General features: G+C 43.3%; 25 protein-coding genes and 1 pseudogene. 15 read left to right on the top strand and 11 right to left on the bottom strand.

Annotated elements, in window-relative coordinates:
- The coding region (locus AB6E78_RS19510) for an Ig-like domain-containing protein (protein ID WP_372153780.1) at positions 1-656 on the bottom strand (656 nt) is incomplete at its 3' end.
- Between the two features lie 6 nt (positions 657-662).
- Positions 663-1,664: an outer membrane beta-barrel protein gene (locus tag AB6E78_RS19505; protein ID WP_372134093.1), complete on the bottom strand. Its 1,002-nt coding sequence runs from the start codon at positions 1,662-1,664 to the stop codon at positions 663-665.
- A 378-nt stretch (positions 1,665-2,042) separates the two neighbouring features.
- On the opposite strand from AB6E78_RS19505, the gene AB6E78_RS19500 reads away from it, so the two are divergent.
- Complete coding sequence (locus tag AB6E78_RS19500; protein WP_132968973.1) at positions 2,043-2,660, top strand: LysE family translocator; 618 nt, start codon at positions 2,043-2,045, stop codon at positions 2,658-2,660.
- Between the two features lie 795 nt (positions 2,661-3,455).
- Here AB6E78_RS19500 and AB6E78_RS19495 read toward each other — a convergent pair.
- The 4 genes from AB6E78_RS19495 to AB6E78_RS19480 form a co-directional block, all read right to left on the bottom strand.
- Entirely contained in the window at positions 3,456-4,679 is a 1,224-nt protein-coding gene (locus AB6E78_RS19495) for a tyrosine-type recombinase/integrase (RefSeq protein WP_372134092.1), read from the bottom strand.
- Positions 4,680-4,755: 76 nt separating this feature from the next.
- Entirely contained in the window at positions 4,756-5,883 is a 1,128-nt protein-coding gene (locus AB6E78_RS19490; protein ID WP_371708485.1) for a tyrosine-type recombinase/integrase, read from the bottom strand.
- 132 nt (positions 5,884-6,015) lie between these two features.
- On the bottom strand, positions 6,016-7,239 hold the full coding sequence (locus tag AB6E78_RS19485) for a Y-family DNA polymerase (RefSeq protein ID WP_372134090.1): 1,224 nt from the start codon (positions 7,237-7,239) through the stop codon (positions 6,016-6,018).
- Complete coding sequence (locus AB6E78_RS19480; RefSeq protein ID WP_029203707.1) at positions 7,239-7,649, bottom strand: LexA family transcriptional regulator; 411 nt, start codon at positions 7,647-7,649, stop codon at positions 7,239-7,241. Before AB6E78_RS19480 ends, AB6E78_RS19485 begins: the two co-directional genes overlap by 1 nt.
- A 237-nt stretch (positions 7,650-7,886) precedes the next feature.
- On the opposite strand from AB6E78_RS19480, the gene AB6E78_RS19475 reads away from it, so the two are divergent.
- Positions 7,887-8,159: a hypothetical protein gene (locus AB6E78_RS19475; protein WP_016800232.1), complete on the top strand. Its 273-nt coding sequence runs from the start codon at positions 7,887-7,889 to the stop codon at positions 8,157-8,159.
- A gap of 410 nt (positions 8,160-8,569) precedes the next feature.
- Here AB6E78_RS19475 and AB6E78_RS19470 read toward each other — a convergent pair whose 3' ends face one another.
- From AB6E78_RS19470 to AB6E78_RS19460, 3 genes are all read right to left on the bottom strand, one after another.
- Positions 8,570-9,307: a DNA/RNA non-specific endonuclease gene (locus AB6E78_RS19470; RefSeq protein ID WP_016800233.1), complete on the bottom strand. Its 738-nt coding sequence runs from the start codon at positions 9,305-9,307 to the stop codon at positions 8,570-8,572.
- 470 nt (positions 9,308-9,777) lie between these two features.
- Positions 9,778-10,152 carry a hypothetical protein gene (locus AB6E78_RS19465; protein ID WP_016800234.1) on the bottom strand — a complete coding sequence of 125 codons (375 nt, stop codon included), beginning with the start codon at positions 10,150-10,152 and terminating at the stop codon, positions 9,778-9,780.
- Between the two features lie 83 nt (positions 10,153-10,235).
- Positions 10,236-10,541: a monooxygenase gene (locus AB6E78_RS19460; RefSeq protein ID WP_017059571.1), complete on the bottom strand. Its 306-nt coding sequence runs from the start codon at positions 10,539-10,541 to the stop codon at positions 10,236-10,238.
- Between the two features lie 150 nt (positions 10,542-10,691).
- On the opposite strand from AB6E78_RS19460, the gene AB6E78_RS19455 reads away from it, so the two are divergent.
- Entirely contained in the window at positions 10,692-11,597 is a 906-nt protein-coding gene (locus tag AB6E78_RS19455; RefSeq protein WP_029203681.1) for a LysR family transcriptional regulator, read from the top strand.
- A gap of 429 nt (positions 11,598-12,026) precedes the next feature.
- Here AB6E78_RS19455 and AB6E78_RS19450 read toward each other — a convergent pair whose 3' ends face one another.
- A complete protein-coding gene (locus tag AB6E78_RS19450; protein WP_016799972.1) occupies positions 12,027-12,653 on the bottom strand; it encodes a phage repressor protein CI in 627 nt (208 codons plus the stop codon).
- Between the two features lie 91 nt (positions 12,654-12,744).
- Between AB6E78_RS19450 and AB6E78_RS19445 the strand changes: the two genes are divergently transcribed.
- The 4 genes from AB6E78_RS19445 (at position 12,745) to AB6E78_RS19430 (ending at position 15,933) form a co-directional block, all read left to right on the top strand.
- Positions 12,745-12,957, top strand: a complete 213-nt coding sequence (locus AB6E78_RS19445; protein ID WP_029203682.1) for a hypothetical protein — start codon at positions 12,745-12,747, stop codon at positions 12,955-12,957.
- Positions 12,958-13,070: 113 nt separating this feature from the next.
- A complete protein-coding gene (locus tag AB6E78_RS19440) occupies positions 13,071-13,583 on the top strand; it encodes a phage regulatory CII family protein (RefSeq protein ID WP_016799974.1) in 513 nt (170 codons plus the stop codon).
- A 685-nt stretch (positions 13,584-14,268) separates the two neighbouring features.
- The gene (locus tag AB6E78_RS19435; RefSeq protein WP_372134089.1) at positions 14,269-15,435 is read left to right on the top strand and encodes a replication initiation protein; all 1,167 of its coding nucleotides are present in this window, start codon (positions 14,269-14,271) and stop codon (positions 15,433-15,435) included.
- Between the two features lie 267 nt (positions 15,436-15,702).
- Positions 15,703-15,933 (top strand): hypothetical protein, encoded by a 231-nt coding sequence (locus AB6E78_RS19430; protein ID WP_016799977.1) that lies wholly within the window; start codon positions 15,703-15,705, stop codon positions 15,931-15,933.
- A 143-nt stretch (positions 15,934-16,076) separates the two neighbouring features.
- On the opposite strand, the gene AB6E78_RS19425 is transcribed toward AB6E78_RS19430, so the two are convergent.
- Positions 16,077-16,649, bottom strand: a complete 573-nt coding sequence (locus tag AB6E78_RS19425) for a DUF2913 family protein (RefSeq protein WP_016799978.1) — start codon at positions 16,647-16,649, stop codon at positions 16,077-16,079.
- Positions 16,650-16,882: 233 nt separating this feature from the next.
- Between AB6E78_RS19425 and AB6E78_RS19420 the strand changes: the two genes are divergently transcribed.
- From AB6E78_RS19420 to radC, 8 genes and pseudogenes are all read left to right on the top strand, one after another.
- Positions 16,883-17,140: a type II toxin-antitoxin system Phd/YefM family antitoxin gene (locus AB6E78_RS19420; RefSeq protein ID WP_016799979.1), complete on the top strand. Its 258-nt coding sequence runs from the start codon at positions 16,883-16,885 to the stop codon at positions 17,138-17,140.
- Positions 17,128-17,360: pseudogene (locus tag AB6E78_RS19415) on the top strand (type II toxin-antitoxin system RelE/ParE family toxin). The gene AB6E78_RS19420 and the pseudogene AB6E78_RS19415 overlap by 13 nt, the downstream one beginning before the upstream one ends.
- A 196-nt stretch (positions 17,361-17,556) precedes the next feature.
- Positions 17,557-17,799 (top strand): hypothetical protein, encoded by a 243-nt coding sequence (locus AB6E78_RS19410; RefSeq protein ID WP_240700347.1) that lies wholly within the window; start codon positions 17,557-17,559, stop codon positions 17,797-17,799.
- Between the two features lie 464 nt (positions 17,800-18,263).
- Positions 18,264-19,037, top strand: a complete 774-nt coding sequence (locus tag AB6E78_RS19405; protein WP_016799981.1) for a ParA family protein — start codon at positions 18,264-18,266, stop codon at positions 19,035-19,037.
- Positions 19,038-19,053: 16 nt separating this feature from the next.
- Entirely contained in the window at positions 19,054-19,353 is a 300-nt protein-coding gene (locus AB6E78_RS19400; protein WP_016799982.1) for a hypothetical protein, read from the top strand.
- Between the two features lie 508 nt (positions 19,354-19,861).
- The gene (locus AB6E78_RS19395) at positions 19,862-20,371 is read left to right on the top strand and encodes a hypothetical protein (protein ID WP_372134088.1); all 510 of its coding nucleotides are present in this window, start codon (positions 19,862-19,864) and stop codon (positions 20,369-20,371) included.
- An 8-nt stretch (positions 20,372-20,379) separates the two neighbouring features.
- Positions 20,380-20,697, top strand: coding sequence for a hypothetical protein (locus AB6E78_RS19390; protein WP_017059568.1), 318 nt, complete (start codon positions 20,380-20,382; stop codon positions 20,695-20,697).
- A gap of 403 nt (positions 20,698-21,100) precedes the next feature.
- Positions 21,101-21,586: a DNA repair protein RadC gene (gene radC, locus AB6E78_RS19385; RefSeq protein ID WP_017059566.1), complete on the top strand. Its 486-nt coding sequence runs from the start codon at positions 21,101-21,103 to the stop codon at positions 21,584-21,586.
- Positions 21,587-21,698: the final 112 nt, after the last annotated feature.

Genomic DNA, 21,698 nt, shown 5'->3' with positions numbered 1-21,698 from the left:
ACCGCTGCCGATACATTCACCTCCACCGTATTACTGGGGATGCCATCTTTGGTGGCCGTGAGTGTCGTACCACCCGTTTCAACCGCAGACAGTAAACCGGTTGATGACACGGTTGCCGTCGCTGTATCGACAGGAGCCCACGTCACTGAGCTAGAGACGTCAGACGAGGTTGCATCACTGAATGTCGCTATGGCGATTAACTGGTCAGTCTGACCTTTCGCAATATTCACAGGCGAAGGGGTCACTTGAATGGCCGTAATGACCGCTGCCGATACATTCACCTCCACCGTATTACTGGGGATGCCATCTTTGGTGGCCATTACTGTGGTATAGCCCTCGTTAGTAGCAGTAAATACGCCAGTCTCATCAAAGCGCCCTACATCAGAGTTGCTTGTGTGCCAATCACTCACGTTTAAATCCGTCAATGTGCGAGATGAACCATCAGAGTAGTGACCAACCGTTTCAAAGGGCTGCTTGTTGCCCGCAGCAAGAGTTAGTTGACTGACACCTTTCATCACTATCGGAGAAGCGACGATATCAATACGTTCTAATTTTATGGTTGATCCAGAGAAGGCGCCTTCTGAATTACAACCAGTTAATAACGTTAGTATTGGAAAAACCACTATTACAAATAAGGCTTTAAAACATTTAATCATAATAACTTACTCTTGGAACTGAAAACTGGGGATGGTAACTTCAACTCGGCGATTTTTAGCTCGCCCCTCTGCGGTCTTGTTGTCAGCAACAGGTTGAGACTCACCTTCGCCTCTCCACTCAAGTTGTGTCTGTGTGGCACCCAATTCAATCAGTTTATTGACGACCGCTTGAGCACGATGCTCAGATAGGTTTTGATTGTAGAGTGCTGAGCCTGTTGAGTCAGTGTGTCCAACAACTGTGGCCTGAGCTTGTGGGTAAGAATTTAATATTGAAGAGATTTCAGTTAATTGGTCAATAAACTCTTGGCTAGGATCGCCTGAATCAAAACCAGACAATATATCTGTAGTTTTTGGTGAAAATGCCTGTATTTGAGGCGGTGTTTTTACAGTGGCTGTCTCTTTAACGGGAGTATCTTCAATAATAGACGTTGGCGCTGTTTCGACTAACGCTGGTTGAGTTGTACTGCCAAACGTATAGGTTAGACTGACCAACAATCCACGGCTATCATACTTACCCGTGTTTGACTTACCAATACTGTCAATGTATTGATAGCCCGTTGATAATCGGACGTTAGGGTTAAAGTGATAGTTAATCCCCACCCCACCGAGAGGAGAAAAACCTGTTGCATCGCTCTTACTTGAAGACAGTTGCGTTTTTTCCATGTCCCAATAAGCAGCACCAAGTCGACCGTATAAACTTAGGTTATCTTGTAGGTACCAATCGTAACGAAGAGTGCTTTCAATCAACCAAGTTTTAACATTAACCGAGTGGCATCCATCCGCCTTTAGTTCATCGTGATCTTGATAGCCTAAATCCCAACTCCAAGAGGGAGTAAACTGTAACCCGCTATAGAGACCTAAAATTGTGCCCTCTGGATTTGAGTGATTGTAATTCTCCTCCAGAGCCCCTTGGTATCCCCCTACTACGCCAACAAAAAACTGAGGGGATTCTGTCGCGGCTAGTACAGGAACACTGAATAAACAGGTAAGTAATATTATTTTTTTCATAAATCCCAGATAGATAGTATCATTTTTGAATAAACATTAAATATTCTCAACAGCTTTAGACCTATACCACTGTATAAGCGAACGTCCTACTTACGAGCTACGCTAGGTGTTCCTCTTACGCCAGAGCTCTTCATCGCCCTATCAATGTTTTAAGCGCTTCTTTAGCTATGAATATTATCATTCAGTCAAATTAAGGAAGCTAAACGAAAATTAATATTAATTAATTTATTATTTAAATATAAATTAATTAGTTAACCGTCAAGGCATAATAAAATACTTGTGATGTAATCTTTTTAAAGTCGAGGAGTATCATCCCCTAACAGAGCATTACGTCCTTTATATTTTCAATAGGTCTTTCATATTACGGATAACAAACATATGGACTATTTACTATTTTTTACAATTTGTGTAGCTGCTACTTTTTCCCCGGGGCCTGCGGTGTTATTGACTGTGAAAAATTCAGCCGTGTATGGGGTTGAGCGAGCGGTCTCAGGGATTCTTGGAAATATTGCAGCTATGATCACAATGGCAGGCTTATCGGCTACAGGTTTAGGTGTTCTTCTTTTGGCATCTGAATCGTTATTCCTATTTATTAAAATGGTTGGCGGAATATATCTACTTTTACTTGGAATAAAGACGTGGAGATCAAACAAACGGACTTTAAAAAATTATGAGCCCCAAGCTAGCGCGAATAACAGAAAGATGTTGTTTCGTGAAGCGTATCTGGTTGGTGTAACTAACCCAAAGGCTATCGTTTTTTATTCGGCCTTGTTTCCTCAGTTTATCGAAGTTGAACATTCCATCATACCGCAATTTATCTTGCTTACACTTACCTTTACATCGTCGTCATTCCTAGCACTTTTAACATACGCGTTAGTAACAAAGAAGCTTAAGTTTTGGCTTATAAAGGAAAAGGTTAGAGCGACATTTAATAAGGTTACTGGAGGGATATTTATTGGATTTGGCTTGTCTTTGATTATTAGCAACAAGACATAGAAGTTGTTTTAATAATGACTTCAACGCTACATGGACGACCGTTCCTCACTTAGACTTAATATATGAGTAGAGTGACTCGCCTGAACAAACTTAGCTCAAGCTGTTTTTACCACTGCTACCACTGCCCTTTCCAAACACTACCATTTGTATGACAAGATTAATACGATGAGCTAAATTAGTGGAACAGAAAACCTTGTACAAGGGCTCAGCATAACCCGCCACACCTCTTCAAAGGAGTCAAAGTATGCGTTTTTAATCGCCTTAAAATCACTCTTGGATTAATATTAGAAGAACAAACCATACAAATGGTAAAAATTGCGCAACAAACATCATCCGTCCTAATGTCCTCTTTGCTACAGTCATAACGTTTTACCACTCTAATAAGTAAACACGCCAAACTTTAGCTCTTTACTTAAAAACAAGATGCTCACAATCACATATAATCTTGATAAAGAATCATTATTTATCAAGATTAGAAAATTAAACCTTCAACTTATGAGCTGAGCAGCTAAGTTGACTCAAAGACTTAGATTAATGACCAAGCCTCGCTATAAAGAAACTAACTGGAAGCAATATAATCAAGCTTTAATCAGTCATTAGTCACTGATATTTTGGATTGGTGAAGAAGCAATTCAGCATTTAGCCGTTGATGCTACAGGGCTGAAGGTCTACGGTGAGGCAAGTGAAAAGTAAATGAGCATAGACCTCCAAGTGTGACTGCCCTCAAACACGAATTTCACCAAAACCCTAACCTTAAAATTTGATGTACTTATGTTATTCCGACAGATATTTTCATCACCATTCCCAAAAATCCACTTCATATCTAAGCCGTTCAACCTCCTCATCGGTAAGTTCAGGTATTGCTTTGATAGGTCTTCCTCTGCGTTTAGGGGGAGATTTCGTCAGCTTAGGTTTGGATGCTCTTACTTTTCGAGTTTTAGGGTTACTCACAAGCTGACCTGATAATATTCCACTAATAACTTCCCCTATCGCCTCAGCAGATTGCGATACTTGCGCATCATCCACGTGAGCATAACGAAGCGTGGATGAAATGCGCGTGTGACCCAACAGTTTCGACACCATTGGGATAGGATACCCCTCTAACACCGCATAACTGGCAAAGGTATGGCGCAAATCGTGAATACGAACATCCTCGATATGGGCTAAGGCTCGCACCTGTTGCCAGACCATACTAACCTTAGTCGACCGACTCACAAAACGACGCAAAGGCATAAACACATCATCGTGTGATTCGCTACGCTGTGTCCATGCTTGCTTGGATATGTCTGAGAGGAGCTGTTGCGCTTCCTTGCCCACATACACCACCTTCGCACCCGTTTTGCTGTCCGGCAAGTGCCACTCCCTGCCTTTAACAAAAGACCATTGCAGGCTTGTTACCTCTGAAATTCGACATCCCGTTAACAACACCAACTTTAGCACCTGACAACAGCACGCTTCCATATCACCTTGCTGGCTGACCACCGTTAATGCGTTATGCAACTGCGCTAACTCGTCCAAACTCAAAAAACGATTGAGCTTTTTTTTACGATTTTGCTTGAGACCATCACAAGGGTTTTCCATGCAATAACCTTGTTTCACCGCATATTTGAAGATAGAACGAAGCACATCAAGATTACGGTTGGCAGCCCCTGCGTAATTCTGGCTGAGTTCATCAAACCAAAGATGCACATGACACGAATCAATACGGCTGACAGGAAAAAGTCCAAACTCGGGCAACAAATGCTTTTTTAAGGCGCTCGACGCTGTCCCTTGTGTACTCACTTTCCATCCCTTGCAGACCTTATCCGTCCATTCTTCTTTCACCAACGCATCAAAGCGGATCAACCGTATCGGTTTCGTCTCTTTGTCTAAAAAAGAGGCCTGTAAAGCACGTACGTGTTGTCTCACTTTTTTTAGTGTCAGTTGTCCCACTGCCGCCAACGTCTTATTGGGAATGGATAAATGAGTCACATAGAAACGGCGACCATCGGTATAAACTCGAACTCCTAACGCTGGCACTTGGTATCCCACACCGTATACGTTCGAGTTTTCGAATGAAGTGATTGAATCACTTTAGAAGTGAATAACAGTGACTTCATGAGCGCATACCTTTAACGAGCACTCCCGACACATGAGAAGCGGCCTGACACACGTCATCACGTCCCAAATGTGCATACTTTAGCGTCGTTTCCGCTTCAGCATGCCCCAAAAGGCGACTCAGCACGATCAAGTTTACCTTCGACTGAATGGCAATACTGGCGTAGGTGTGACGTAAATCATGCAAACGTACACCTTCCAATCCTGCCAACTGGCGAGCCTGTCGCCAGAATATACCCAACTGATTGGTGGATATGGGTTGAGTGTTACAAGGGGTTGGAAACAGGTAAGGACTCTCTGATTGCCATGCATCAAGATAAGCTCTAACTTGTGAGCAAAGGTAAACCGTTTTCGCCCCCGTTTTACTGTCTAGTAAATGCCAGTGACCACCTCGGTACTCTTTCCATTGTAAGGTTCTCACTTCCGATGAGCGGCAACCTGTGTATATCAACAAACGTATTATCATGACCTTAGCCGGGTTATCGCCCTCTAACGTGTCTAACACTCGCCAGAGTTGTCGCAATTCGTCTTTACTAAGATAGCGCTCTCTCCCTCCTTCTTTATAACGCTTGAAACCACGGCAAGGATTGGTATTTTTAGGACGATATTCCCACGTTTCACATTGTTGCATCATAACCGACAGCAACACTAACGCTTGGTTGGCTGAGCCTTTCACATGGCTTAACTGGGCAAACCACTGCTCAACATCATTTCGAACAATAGATTGTACTTCCCTATCTCCAAGATAAGGGGCGATCTGAAGACGAAAGGCACTTTCGTTCTTTTTCAAAGTGCGAGGTTTCCAATGACGAGGATAACGCTTAAAAAATTCTTGGCCGAACGCCTGTAGCGTTATGGAGGGCAATGCTTCAATTTTCGGACTGCGTACTTGATGAACAAGCTGCAAGGCTTTTAGTCTTGCTTGACGTAATGAGCACTCTAATGTGCACCCTAGCTTATGATTTTTTCTCAATCCGTTACTCTGGAAGCGAACAAAGAACACTCGTCTCCCTGACGGGTAGACTCGTAAATACAGCGTCGACACCTTGGTATCATAGTATTCTTGTGTGGTCGAAGTCGGTTTTACATGCTCGACAAATCGCTGAGTAAGAGGCATTTTTTGCATTTTAAGCTCCTGTTTACAGGGGCATTTTTGAACAAAAAAACGTTATCAAAAATGCCATAACATCAAAAAACAAAAACTTAACATCAATAATTATCAATAACTTACAACAGACAACCATTCATAATCGCTAGATTATGGGGTGTATTGTGGTGATAAAAAATTGCGCTTCATAGCCCAGTCATGTGTAGTTCCCTGAGCGGCTAGGAATATCGAATCTCGCCCCAACTTGTTATTGAGTTTATCTATGGCTTGCATCAATGCTGGGTTGTCAGGTTCGGAAAATAAGTCCTGTTGACGCTGCCGATCGGATACTAGGTTCATCGCACCTACGCCAATCTTGTAATAGCTGACACCTGGCTTAAACAACCTAGTTGCCATCAACGTCACTGCTTTAGTCAACTTACTTGTATCATTAGTTGGAAATTCAAATGTGCAGGTTTTTTTGAAGTTTTGTGGTATGTCATCGAAAGGTGATGTGTTGGCAAAAGCCATGAGAGTAGCGCATGAGCTCTTTTGATTACGTGCTTTTCTTGCCACTGTGGCAGCGTGAAAGGCGAGGGCTTGTTTTAGCTCTTCAAGTGATGTTATTCGGTTGCCGACACTGCGAGTGCTAAATATCTGTTGTTTGTCCGCTCTGCATTCGTCCCAAACTTTGCAAGGGTGGCCATTTAACTCACGAACGGTGCGTTCAATTTCTACATTGAAAGAGCACCTTGCTTGTTCAGGACTTAAATTCGCAAGATCTAGAGCTGTTTCAATCCCCATCAACTTCATACGTTGTGTCAATCGCCTTCCAACGCCCCAAACTTCAGATACAGGTTGTGATGTCAAATATTGTTGGCGTTTGTCTTCAGAATCAACGATGCAGACACCATTCAACTTTTTATCAACTTTGGCTACTCTGTTTGCCATTTTTGATAGTGTCAAAGTATCACCCGCACCAAAGCAAACGGGCAGTCGACATTCTTTCCAGACCGTTTGACGAATTCGTTGACCGAAAGAGGTTAAGTCTGACTCAACATGTGAAAAACGGCTTATATCTAAAAAGCATTCATCTATTGAGTAAATATGGCTCCTTGGTGAGAACGTCGTAATTGTTGCCATCATTTTTGCAGACAGATCAGCATATAAAGCATAGTTTGATGAAAAAACGTTCACACCACGCTTTTCAATGAGTGTTTTTTGCTTGAAATAGGGCTCAAACTTTTTGACTCCAGCTTCTTTTGCCAACCGATTTGCTGCTACAACTGCACCATCATTGTTTGATAAGACAATACAGGGTAGGTGTCGTAAATCAGGCCGAAATACTTGTTCACAAGCGACATACATAGCGTTGCAATCTATAAGAGCAAACATTACATGAACTCAGGCAACGGTTTATGTAGACGAATAGAACGTATCACAACCCCTTCAATAGCAAAGGCATCTTCTGGATGGATCTCAATAGGTAAGTGATGAGGATTTGCTGACAGCAAAAGCCTGTTATGCAGATCAAGGATTTTGCACATAAATGCACCATTTAAGCTGACGATAACGGTATCAAAATGCTGAGCTTGTGGCTTTCTGTCGATGACTAACAAGTCGCCATTGAAGATGCCAATTCTTTCCATGGAATCTCCGTTAGCATAAGCAAGATATGTAGCATTGGGGTTATTTACCAAGACAGAATCCAGTGAAACACCAAGCTCAACATACTCAGCTGCTGGTGATTCCCAGGAGGTAAGAGAGCAAGAAATACTGGATGGAGAAAGCGGTAGAATGTGCATGTTTACGACCTAAGAACCTATACTGTATAAATATACAGTATAGGTTCTAGGGCCGTCAATGTTTGTAAAACTAAGTGCGGTTTAATTAACCTTTTGTTCGAATTAACAAAGCGTACGTTTAAAAGTTGAGCTTGTTCGAACCCATTAGGTATGCGAGCGACTGCATCGTGATTTTCTTCACATGATGGCAGTCTATTCCAATACTTTAACTGTGAGTGTTTTTATTATTCTGTACGTATGAATACTAAATCAATTTTTCTAGAGTATATCCATCGCGCAAATGCTCATTGCGATAGCTGTTTAAACCAGTTGTTTGTATTGATGACTCAAGCTGTGATGAAGGTCGATTCTGACGATATAGCTTTGCATTTGATGAACGATGTATCGGAGCCCGATTTGTTGTTGCTGATCGTTTTAACCGATATTGATTTAACTACTCAGTATGACGAACTCATACTTGCGATTGCTGTCACTCACGTAATGAACTTTGAAAGTCATCCACTTCACTAGATCTGTAGCTTGGTGTTCAAAAATGCAGTCGCCTGGACAGTTCATTAGTACAGTCATCCATATAACTTGTTAGTTCTATCACTGGATTGCTAATTTGAAATGGTCTAAATGTATAGGGTCACTTTCACCCTAATATTATATAGAGTAAAAGTGACCCCCATGAAAACATCCCAAAGCTACGCTTTGAAAGACCTCTATTAGTTCATGAGCGTAGCTCATGGTTGTTCCTAAGGTAATTTAAGTAACTCAATCCTATGAAGAGCTACTTGTTGTAGTGGATTAAATCGCTTAATTACTGATTCGTAGTTACACAGCATGTTGGAAGTCGGATAGTTAAATGGAAGCGCGGCATAGCTACAACTTCGAGCATGTTCTGAGCTGAGCAATTCGAGCCCAAACAACCTTAGTGTTCAACAACCTAAACGTTCCAATATTTCATTACTATCAGCTAAACCACTTGGCAGGGTATATGGAACGATTGATCTCAACTCTGATACTGCCAGCTTTCTAGTGCAGTAATTTGTATCTCTGGTTGTGTGTTGGTTCATGAAAAAGGCTACAGAATTTCCTTTCTCGTCGTACACAATTTTGTAGTAATCCGAGGGTATTGCATGAGGCTCATCAGCTTTTGGTAAAGTATCCATTTCGTTACGGTAGAGAGTCCCCGTAATAACGTACAGGTTCTCTCGAAACCCAACGGCATCCCTAACTGCTTCTTCCAAGTTTTTCCAGGCGCCTTGGTTTAAGTCTTTTGCTTGGGGAGTGATATTCGACAAATAGTTAAGAGTAGGCCAATAGCGGCTGCCGACAAAACTGGCTAAGGGAGCCTGATGCCCACGGTCAACATTGAGCTTACTTGAAGCCCCAGTATAATCACCTTTCTCTAATCGCTCAGCTTCAACAAGTAGAGGGTTATTTTTCCAAGTTCGATTAGTTGTTGTTCCGAAGTTAAGAATATCGACTTCATATGCGACCCAATCTGCAAATTGTGTTTTCTTGTTTTGAGAGAGCGTGTATAAACGCTCAAAGATGACAACATTACCGTCAATTTCTAGGCTAGGGCAGCCAATTGGGCAGTTTGGCGTCCGAAATTCAGCAGCACTCAAAATACCTGAGGCTAGCACCGTAATTGCTATCCATGCTTTCATTGTCATTCCTTTAGATGAGCTTCGCCTCAAATTTAGCATAACTATCAAAACGGTAGAAGTAGAGTGGGTTAACGTTTCTGAAACGGGAAGACCCCATTTGGTTTCCTCGTGAGCTTCCTTATTCTGACGTTTTTCACAATTTCGGTCTTCGAGTTGAGGATTAACTGTGTACAGAAGTGGTTTAGTGCCACAAGAAAAAGGCTCTTCACTTGTTGCCCAATTCGTCTGAGTAACTTTTGCCCGAAATGGGTTTCGTTCGATTTACATAACGAGTTACGGTATGAGATTTGACCTAAGTTTTCTTATACATGTATTGCCTCTAAAGTTCAGGCTTTACCACCTAAGCTAGACATCAAGATTTCCGCTTATTTAGTGAACTTAACTTTGGTCTTGATAAATTGGTTGAATACGAAAACACTCGGCATATACCAAGTGCTTTTTGTTTGTGCTTATCCGAACTGAATAACCGTTTAAACTTGCTTACGAACCTGCAACACGCTCAGTACCGATAGTGAAAGGAAAAACGCAGGATCAGTCCAACCAAAGCCAACAAAGATACCAGTGAAAGCCGCATACAGTGTGATGATCGCCCCAAGCATATTGGTTACAACCAAACCTAGGATGAGCTTTTTGGCGCTGAGCCCCGCTTCAATATCTCGTAATAACCAAGTTATCGCTGCGATGCCGCCAAGAAAGATACTGGTGTGCTGAGAGAGAAAATACGCGTATTTATCATTGATCTCTACACCGTACATTGGCCACATGACAGTGGGTAAGAAAAACAGCGCTAAGGCAAACCCTGCGTATATGATGCCGTGTAGGCTTAAAAACATTTTATTGTTCATTTGGTCTATCTCTATTTCGTGTCTTTTGCTATTTCTTCTTTCATTTCACTATTTTTATTTTCACTCAGGAATGAACGGTTGAACTAGCCGTTGATTGGGCCTTTATTAATGGTAGTTAATGGTTGGTTCACGTCAAAAATCACGCCGCGAACTTTATCCACGCCCATCTCTTTTAAGCGTGCGCTATGCATTGCTAGGTAAGTCTCTGCACTGAGTTGGTCTTCAAAAAGGTAGACTCCACCACCCAGTTTTTTGGCTTGGTTTTCAGTCCAGATTTTCCAGATCAGCCCCGATTCATTGTTGATAGACTTTGCTAGGCCAACGAGTGCGTTCGACATCTCTTCACCAAATGGGCCGTTAAATTCAAAATCGACTTGTAATAATTTCATGGTTATTTCTCCAAACAGATACTTGGTATTGCGCTGAGACTCCTGTCATATCGCAAACATAGGAGGCTTTATTGCCTGTTTAGATATTACCTTTAAAAAATGGACTGGAAAGTTCATAATATTGCCATTAAATGTCAGGATTTTAGACCAATGAGATTAAAGACCACCCTCGACCAATGGCAAACACTCCATGAGATAGATCGTGCTGGTAGCATTCAGGCAGCGGCATTGCAACTCAATAAGAGCCATACCACGCTGATCTATGCGTTGAGAAAACTGGAAAGTCAACTAGGCGTGTCGTTGGTTCAGGTTGAAGGTCGAAGAACGGTGTTATCTGAAGACGGTAAAGCGTTATTGCGCAGGGCTAGCAGCATGCTGGAACAAGCGCGAGAACTAGAGCTGATCAGTGAGCAGTTAGCAAAGGGGGTTGAGTCAGAAATAGTAGTCGCAGTTGATCATTTGTGCTGTCTTGAGCATCTTTATAAGCCGATGGCTAATTTTATGGCAGAGAACAACAGTACATCGATACAAGTGGTAGAAACATCACTGTCGAAGACCACTGAAATGGTCATTCAAGAACTGGCTGATGTTGCCATCATTAATCTACCCATAATCAATTACCCTGCAGAAGCCTTTGGTTTTACCAAGATGGAGCCTGTTGTGGCGAGTTCGCATCCGATAACTAGGGGGACGTCTATATCGCTCAACCAGCTCTCGTCGCTGCCACAAATTGTGGTGAGAGATTTAGGCTCGATTGAAAAACTGGGCGAGAAAAAAGATGTGGGCTGGTTAAAGTCGAGTCAGCGCATTACGGTTGATAATTTCGACCATGCCTTTGGTGCAGTAGAGCAGGGGGTGGGCTATTGCAGGCTGCCTAAGCATATTGTTGATAGCCGAGGTAGTGAGAAACTAACGGTACTGAATGTGGAAAATGGCAGTGGCTATCATGTTCCATTGCATCTGACTTTACCTAAAGGGATAAAAACGGGGCCTGCGACAAAACGTTTTTATGAGTTGCTTCTTGAGTCAGCCTCACCCTTACCTTCTATCTCCTGAGCAACTTCCAAATCAAGTTCGATTTGAAACTAGCGAGGCGGGAGACCGTTCAAGAATAGCACGCCACATTCACCAGTGTAGGGAAGCCTTTCTTCCTCCAACTCGTTGCTATCGTGTTCGAAGAGTTTCAAAGTTATTCTTGTGTAATGTTTAACGAGATTTGGTCTCCAGATTAGTAGTATTGCAATACCTTAGATAATCCATTGTTCTCTAATTTAGTAATGTAACTAGCTCATTTTTGTCCAAAAATGTTTCAGGACTACTTAGAGATTGCACAACGACCAACACTGACCCAAAGACTGCCATAAGGCAGTCTTTGTCTTTGCAAGTGCCACTCCCCACGAGGGAGGGTGATAAGAGGCTCGTTAAGTATCGGTGACGCTATTAATCAAATTAGCTGCAGGGCTCTCAAACAGATGAGTGTAACAGTTAACGCTTTTCTATCACTAACGCGACTCTACCTACAACCCTTACTTCATCTTCTTCGAGGGTTAGAATCGAACCGTTAAAGCTGATGGCTAGCTTTTTGCCTGGTAAGCGCTGGATGTCGTTTAGCGAGAGTAGGCCGTCCATATCAACTAGGTATGTACCGCTTACTGCATGGTGAGATTCTTTATTTATAAGGAACGTAGTAGTTCCATCTTTGATTGCTATTACATTACTCACACCTAACTCGTCTAGAAGAGCTTTATCGAATGCAAGTATCCCTTTCCCAACCAATTTACCGTCGTCAATAGAGAAACAGTCGATATCGAAAAGAGTTTTCGATTCGTTCTTCTTATTAATATGCTTTTGGGTTGGTGTTTTAGGGTACGGTTCGCCTTTATCTAGAAGTAACCATTCAAGTGAGACTCCAGTGCTCAAATGAGTCCTTACTGCAATTTCAAAGGGAGTAAGGTTTCTCTGTCGCCAAGTCGCGATTGTTGATTTTGGGATGCCAAATACGTCTGCTACGTCCTGTTGGCGGTCTGAATTCGTGATATCTATCAACTTCTTGATAATATCTCTACCTCCCAAATACGATATTTGGTCTATTTTAAGTTGCTTGTTATTCATATGTGATCAATAATCGCAATTGAGTTCGAAATGGTGGGGTGCAACTCGTCATTCCGAAATTAAACATTCAATGACCAAGCAGGATATCATTATGCTCTCATATCAAGTAGTCCTAAATACGCCTTTCATGACGTACGACCAATACTCTCAGTTCTCCGGAATGCCGAAACGCACCATCATGGATTGGGTAGCTGATGGTCGCTTACCTATTAAAACTAAAGCAAAAGGTAAAGAAACCCCTCTCATCAATATGGTCATGTTGCTAGAAATGGCAACGCGTGAAACGTTGGAGAGAATGGGGTAAATAGCCATGCGTTTATCTTTCATAACTTCGACCAAAGAGCTTTGTCCGTTGGGGCTAACATTCTTGGTTGGAGTTTCGTTGTCATCTCGTCTTTCTTCAATTGAGTATTGGTTATGAACGGAATTGACTCAATAGGCGAATTTTCTCGCACAAAACAAGGGGCCTTTAATGAGGCGTGTTGCGTGTTCGCTAGGTCAGAGAATATGGCTAGGCTGGCAGAGGTCATAGGGATGAGTCCGACCATGCTGCGGAATAAACTTAATCCTGATCAGCCTCATGTCCTGAGTTGTGTTGAAGCCATCACTCTCGCCAAAGTGAGCGGTAATCACATTATTGTAAACAGCTTACTTCTTGGACTTGGGGTGGTCACCGCTTATATACCGCCCAACACTACCGATGATGCCTTTGTTTTGTGCGCACTAGAGAGCTCGACCCATTCGGGTGAGTTGTCTCGAATGGCTTTGGAGTATGCAGGAAAGCCTAGGCTTACTCGGGCACAGAAATATGAGATTGTTCAGACCGTACACGCGAATATCAGCGGTCAGGTTTTGCTCCTCAATAGTTTGGAAAAACTGAATCAAGGTGTTGGTCTGCTCAAAGCGATAGGGCGGAAAGGTGGGCGCTAGTGGTATATCAGTTTCAAGTATTCATTCGGAGGGGTGATGCTCATTGCTCCGGATCATAAGCCATCTTCTGAAAGGTCTGGTCATGGATTAACAGAGGAAGATAAGCGAAGAGGCCTTCGCTATATCAGGCGCATCCGACGCGAGTTATGTGACCGTCAACTTTCGCCATTATTGGTTGAGTGGATGAGGTTAACGTATCAATTAAGGCATTCGAATCGGGTGTTTGAACAAGTACGGCTGCGAATTCGTTTATTCGGTCTTGAAAAGCGAATGCAAAGAATCAGACAGCGTTGGCTTTAACGCGTTGTCCTTAGCCTGAGTAACGTCATTGGCTGCTCCCAAAGGAGAGCCTGTTAGCCAAGGAAAACGTGATGAATAATCATGAGTGGGCGGTCATAGGCGGTAAGGTGCTTCAAATAAGCCAAGAAGCGGTCTTCTATCTAGCGGTAGTGAGCGAAGACCAATGGCGTGATGCATTCCGCTGTCCTGTGAAAAGCGGGGTGAGGGGAAATGACGAACACTTAACAATTGAACGCCTGAATGGAAAGGATTCATCAGGTTCGACAGGCTTATTGGGCGCCACTAAGAGCGTCAACTCGGTCGTAACGTACGAGGCCTTGGAAAGGGTGTTTATCCAGAGCGAGTCAGGAAGTCAACGTGGACAAGGGACGGTGAGGGCGAGCCGATGACGGCTCATTCTGAATACGCTGCGTCTTCGTCTATGTCGTGTTTGAGCCGGTTGCTTGAGGAAGCGCCTTATTTGTCGAGGTGCAGTGACAACAAAACCGCGATGCTAATTCGACCTCGAAACTACGCCGTCAGATGGCCCTATATGCAGGTCAATCGAAAAGAGATGCAGGCGTGGATGGTTTTCGATATTGATCATGAACACCGAGCTTTCCCCAATCCCTACATTTGGCAAGATGAAGGGTTGCCGCCCCCCAATATGATTGTCCGAAACCGTACCAGTAATAAAGCCCACCTTTTTTATGCCATTGTACCGGTTTGCACCAGTGATCAGGCTCGCTCCAAACCCATTCAGTACCTCAAAGCCATTTATCGCGCGTTAGCCTTGCGATTGGAGGCGGACTTGAGTTATTCAGGGCCTGTTGCCAAAACGCCCTTTCATCCTTGGTGGCAGACAACCGAATTTCACCGCAGTGTCTATGAACTTAACGAGTTAGCGGATTCGCTTGAACTGGAGAGTACGCGGCCGTGGCTTCGTCAAGAGAGTGACGTTTCTTATTCCCGGAATTGTACTTTGTTTGAACGTACTCGCCGGTTCGCTTATGACATCGTCGACGAAGAAAGGGAAAAGGGCAGCTATACGAATTTTAAAGGCCGTGTAGAGAGCTTTGCACATATCAATAATGCCAATTTGGTGGGTAAGCCGTCTTTGCCATGCAGTGAGGTGTTAGCGGTGGTAAAAAGCGTCTCTCGTTGGACCTGGGATAAATATTGTGCTCGGTCAGACTGCCAGCGAGGTGTGATGAGGTTGGATAGTGGATTAAGTTTACAGGAAAGGCAGCGTAGAGCGGCCAGAAGAACTCATAACCTTCGTCGGACGAAGACCACTCGCCGAATTATCCGCGCCTGTCTGTTTCTGTTACGCAAAAATCAGGAGCTCACGATTGGTTTGGTGGCGCGTAAGGCGAACTTGTGTCGCCAGACCGTCAGTCGTTACGTCTATCTGTTTGAATGGGTCAAGTCTGCTTTATCCGAAAGTAGGCGAAATGGGCCAGAGCCTCGTGGTAATTATGCTGTTCATCAGATATCTGCCCCTATAACGTTAGAGAGGGCGGAGTATGAAGTAGGGAAAAAGAAGGCGGTGCTTGAGTCGGCTTTTCCTTGAGTTAAATAATAATGAGTAACTATCGACTAAAAACGAGGTCCCTTAGTAAATTCAATTATGGAGTTGAGACTAGGTTGCATTTATTGGACACCCGATCATCTCCTCTCTTACTTTTTGTCCGCGAGCTCCTTTTTAAAGACATGAAATGTGTTCTAAGGGTGAGTCGACATGACCCTGTTCAATGTGATTGATGTCTCAATTTGTTTAAATATGGATTCACCCGCTCCATATTGCTGTATATTTACACAGTAACTTAAGGGAGGAGTTATGTCTTTTAAAGATAAAGAGACACTGTCAACAGGAATTGAATTCATTGTTGAAGCCGTAGCGGTGAAGACGAATGGCCAAGATCATTCAGCGTTAGGCTTATATCTGATCAGCTTACTGTTAGAAGATCAAAAGATTGGCCTTGATTGTGATGAAAAAAGGACGGTAGTACCGCTTGGTAAATCGCGTACAACACATCTTGATTTGGGCTGGAAGTGCCCAACGTTTTAGATTTGGTTGTGTTAGTTGGCGCTTCATATAGCTGTGGGACAATTACTAAGGTACAGGATAGACAATTGATGGAAAAGTACAGGTAAGCACTCACAAGAGTCTTGGACCAGTTAAGGCTAAACAGTGTGTGATAAGCAGTATGGTTAGCTAATTGGGTGGACTTTGTAATGATAGTTATTCAACTCTTCACTTGCTTGGCACAACTCATATGTGAAATAAGGTTGGGTTGCTAAGCTCTTAGTGAATCTGTCTAATTCATTCGTATGTATAAACAGCGAAATGGGTGCAATCTGACGGTTTTCATTATCGAAGCAATGATCAATATGTGCTCTGTCGATATAAACAACGTCCATTTCCTGCTTAGGGGTCTCTTCAATAAGTTTTGTTTCTAATCCGCTCTTCTCAAAGCGTTCTAACAAGGCATAAAGCTTATCAACGTCGTTTTTGCTCTCTATCGCTGAATATTGAGATAAAACGCTTTCTAAGTGTTTTTCGATTGAGCCAAATTTACTCTTCATCAAACAAACAGTTTTAAGCTTTTTCTTGATAAGGCTATATCGAGCTTGTTTGATTTTTGGCTTTAAGAAGTCAATGATGATCTTGTTTCGTTGCTCTTCTTTAACAAAGTGACTGGAAGTTTTTACTTTGAAGTAAAGGTGAAGAAGAGTGTTTTCGAAGGTCGACTTAAGAAGTTGATGGTATGAATGTTCTGACATTGTTCACATCGATTATTTTCTGGTGAGGGTATCTTATCACAAGAATAGCAAGGCTCTAAGGCCGAAACCCAAGTGACGCCATTTGCTGTTTGTGTGTTGTTGAGTGAGTTTCCTACTCATAAGAAGCATGACTTAAGAGTGATTCTTAACGCTCAATATCTCTGCGCTAAACCTGGCACCTTGAAAGTGATACGACAGTATCACTTTATTACTCTTATTTTGGAGTTACTCTTATGAAAGTCGAGATCGTTACTTCCCTCAAGCGTCAAGCGTCCCAAATCCTAGCGGACTTACACGACACCAAAGAACCTGTGCTAATCACCGAACACGGTAAACCTTCTGCGTATTTGGTTGATGTGGACGACTATCATTTTATGCAAAACCGTTTGGTTATCTTTGAAGGGATCGCATGTGGTGAGCGCGCCATTTCACAAGGCAAGTCCTTGAGTCAGGATGAAGCTAAGGACAAGATGTCAAAATGGCTGAAGTGATTTGGAGTGAGCCGCGTGATCGGACCTCAAGGATATCGCGAAATACATTGCCCTTGAATATCTGGTTGCGGCCAAGCAGATGATTCAAAATATTTTCGACAAAGTTGAACACCTCAATTACCGAGAAGTTGTGGTCAACCCTTGTCGTGTTTTTTGCAAGCAAGACGGGGACAAGGTGTACATCTTGTTTGTGATGCGCGCGGAGCAAGGTTTATGTTGATTTTTGTATGAGCAAACAGTCAAGCGTCTGTGCCACCTCTGATAAGCTGATGGTCTACATCCGTTAAGACTCGAGTATGGCGAAAAAGAAAAAGGAACGCCAATCTAGGCGCCTCGCCAAACCAGTACTTTCATGGACGGAGGTTAAACTGATCACCAGCCGACGACATCGTATCGAGGGCGCATTAAGCTTCAGGGTGTCGACCATCTCTAGACAACAAGTCTTACCCGAATACGAGCGTATTTGGGAACAAACCATCGTCGAAGAAGCTTACCAACAAGCGATGGGCGAGTTATTAGATCAGGGCGATGTCGTGTTAAGAGTAGAAGACTCAATGGGCTTCTCATTCATTATGGGTATTTTCTTTTGGGAACACCTTTCTACAAACAGCCGCAATGAACAGTGGGATTTCACTTCCATGACTCTGCCCAGTGGGTGACTCAATCTTGTCGTGGCGTTCAACCAGTTGGCGCTGCTCATCACGCCAGTAGGCAAAACTTAGCCATTCTTTGGGTTTAAATTCGCGTCTTTCTGGTGTGAGTCAGATAGCTCCAAATATCGATGGCGCGTCGGGACTTGATGAATCCGATTCATGCTTAAACAGTGTCCCCCGTCGTAGTCACAATATTTTCAATTTCAGAACTGACTTTGATTCTAGTGTTGGGATTAACTTAACCAAGAAGTTTTGGTTGGTGAGGAGCCTAATAACTTGATTCATACGGATAGTGATCTCGCGGCTGGTGTCACTTTCTTTAGGATTTTTAGTGTCTTGACATCATCGACTGGTAACGGGGGAATAACTTTAAGTGTTGATAGAAAAAGTGTATTACATATGTAATACATTGACAGTGTGCTTTTTGTTTTTTATTGTGTATTACACATGTAATACATGAGGTGTTTATTATGAAAACTAAGATCATCAGCGCGGCGAACCAAAAAGGTGGCGTTGGAAAAACCACGACTCTTGTCAATTTAGGGGCTGAGCTTGCACGAAAACGAAAAGTGTTAGTTATTGACCTCGATCCTCAAGGGAACTGCTCTAAAACGTTAACCGGACAACGTGATTTTAAGTTTGAAGAGACGGTGGCTGCTTTGTTTGATAAGCCTAAAGTTGTGTCCATTGTCGATTTAATTCAACCTGCACAGATTAATGGGAACTCTATTGAAAACCTCTATGTCGTTCCCGCTGATGTTCAGTTGTCACGTGTCATCGAAACATCACTGACAAAGATTAATCGTGAACGAATTTTAGAAAAGCAATTAGCGAAGTTAGGTGATACCTATGATTTCATTCTTCTTGATACTCCACCAAACTTATCCCTAACGACTCTTAACGCAATCCAGGCTTCAGACCTTATCTTGATCCCTGTAGATTCAGGTGCATTTTCATTAGACGGCATTAGCTCTTTACTCGAAGCTGTCTATGAAATTAAGGAGGATGAAGGCAATTATCTGATCTTGAGGAACGAGGTCGACTCAAGAAACACTATTATTAATGAGTTCATTGATGAGGAATTGGAGGTAGTACAAGATAAATTGCTACCAGTATCTGTCCGTCGTTCTGAGCATGTTGGACAAGCTAATGCCGTTTCCTCTCCTGTGCGCTTTTATAAATCGGGATCTCTTGTTAATAACGATTACCGAAAACTGGCTGCGTTTCTTTTGAATTTGATGTAATACATAGGTAATACATATGAGCAAGTTGAAAAAACGAGGAGCTATAACAGCTATCTCTACTGACAAGAACGAAGGTTCAAGTAAGTCGACTGGAATTACGACTGTCAAAAAGAAAGTGACGACATCTTATATGGTGCCTCCTCTGACTCTTAGAATGTCACTTACTGATAAAGAACGGATAACCGATTGGGTAGCAAATCTGCAAGAGCAGACAGAGAGAAATGTGTCTGCAGCGAAACTGTACCGAGCTTTGGCTTTATATCGAGACAAGATAGATGATGAAGAGCTCGTTGAGTTGATTAATAAAATGAATTGAATATGTATTACCTATGTAATACATATTTGCTTTTAAGGCTCTGTATCTATTTTAAGACATTTCATAGAGCCTTAGTTTGGACTTAACTTCTAGCACGGATGAACATGACACTTGAAGCGTCTTATTACCTGTTCTGGGCCTTCTCTCCTTGTAAAGACTAACACTTTAAACGTGTCTTTAATCATGACTCTTATCGTTGCCTTGGTTCCCCTGCAGCTAGGCCTTGTTTGAACCCCGTTATTGTCCTAAGAGTCATAGCGCCTTGTCGTTTCCTCCTCGTTGTTCTCTCTGTCTTCGAATAAGTTCGTGTAAGGGCTTGTTTTCTTATGCGCCGATTTTCTTTCACTCGCATCATTTTCGGGCATGCAGGCTGTTAACCGTTTCTCCCCACAACCTGCTTTACAAGGGAGGCTTCGCCGCTGCGCGCCCTTGCAAAGCAGAACGATGTTGAGAGAGCGGACAGCCAAGCGGCTCCGAAAAGTGATACTCAAACAGAAAGGAAACTCTCATGGCGCAACAAAACTCAACCCCAACTCTCTCTAATTCAAATTCATCGACCAGCGTTTCGCCGCTGGGGCACGAAAGCTCACCAAAAAATGATGTCTCTAGTCCTTTGGCGGTATTGAAGTTGCGCTCTCAAGTCAAAAAGTGTCGTGAGGAGGCGAAAAGAAAGTCTGATTGGGTTTCCAAAATCCAGCGTTTGAAAATGTTCAGTCGTCGCCAGTCGCCAGAGCAGCAGGCTGATATCGTAGCGTTAAAAGACCAAGGGTTCGTTGAAGCTATCAAGCAGCAGTTTCCGCTATTGGGATCGCGTCGTTTTGCTTTCCATGAAATCCGTGATTTTTTCATCGAATTAAATGGTGCTGGCTTTGGTGAATGGTTTCTTCACGAGCGAGTGGATCACATCATTCTTTACACCACTTACGGTTCTGTGTTTCCCGCGTTGCGCTTTGTGACAACGGGAGAGGGGACGTTTAAGTGCTCAGGGTTTTGTTTTGATGTGCGTTTTGGCGCTTAGGGGGTCACATGAAAGTGCGTTCTACAGTATCCGCTGACATATCCATGCACGTGATTTGGGTGAATTCGACCGACTTTGATTCCACCGTAAAGGCCGTCAAGGTTCATGAAATTTTGGTGAATGAGTTTGGGTATACCGACGCCTTAATACTAGAGCAAGGCAACCGAGGCAAGGGGGTGAGTATCAGTGTGTGTGACCTGACTACCACCATTAAACAGATGCGAGAAGACTACGGCTACGCAAAGAAAGCAGAAAGGACGATAGGAACAACCTCTGAGCATCGCACGTCGGCTAAGGCTTTACTCTCTTGTCTGTATGACGACTAAAGTCGGCAGATGCGTGACGGCTCAAATACTCATCAGATCATCAATCTGTCTGAATTTTGTTTCGATATTCCAACTGTTTGCGGTATTCAAGCGGTTCGTGTTTATAGACGAGCAACGCCCTGTTCGGTCTTGTCCTAAGTAGCCAAGGTTATCGAGTGGCGCAAGTCGAGTAACCAGCAGGGCGCTCTCTTGGTGGGGAAGGGACATTTCTACCTGGGCGACGTACTTTGGGTTGAGATATTGGCTTAGGCTGTCCTTTTGGCTTGTTGTCGCGACTTCCTTTAAACCGTCCCATTTGAGAACCCTCACGCAAGGGAGGCTTCGCCGCTGCGCGCCCTTGCGCTGCAGAACCTGCAACTGGGTACGGACAGTCAGACGCTCACCAAGACCGAAAGGAAATACCATGTCAGCACTTGTTCAATACTCAAATGTTTCGTTATTCACATCAGAAGAAAAGGGCACCCTTGACCAGGCCGCAAGCATTCTCAAATCCAAACTGTTTATTTCAGAACAAACGCCATTAACCTCGCCTGAATTGGTGAAATCGTTCTGCCAAACGTCCTTGGCCGCTTGTGAGTCTGAAGTGTTTGGGATTATCTTCCTCGATAATCAACATCGAGTGTTGCGCACCAAAGAGATGTTCTACGGTACCGTTAATGCCGCTTCGGTCTATCCGCGTGAAGTCGTGAAAGCGTCGCTGGCCGCGAACGCGAGTGCGGTTATTCTCTATCATAACCACCCAAGTGGCGACGCCACCCCAAGTCAAGCTGACCGACGCATTACCCGTCAACTGACGGATGCGTTGGCATTGGTTGATATCCGAGTACTGGACCACTTTGTGGTTTCATTTGAGTGTGTGGTGTCTTTTTCTGAGCGAGGCTGGATTTAAAAAAGCGGCTTATGGCCGCTGATTGAAACAGGGTAGGAGACTACCCTTTAACACATTTTTGTCGAGTAGACGACACTTGTTACCAAGTGCCGCCCCTCTAAGAACCGTACGT

The sequence above is a fragment of the Vibrio sp. 10N.247.310.98 genome (assembly GCF_041467395.1).
Classification (GTDB): Bacteria; Pseudomonadota; Gammaproteobacteria; order Enterobacterales; family Vibrionaceae; genus Vibrio; species Vibrio crassostreae_C.
This window is presented reverse-complemented; position numbering and strand designations above follow the sequence as displayed.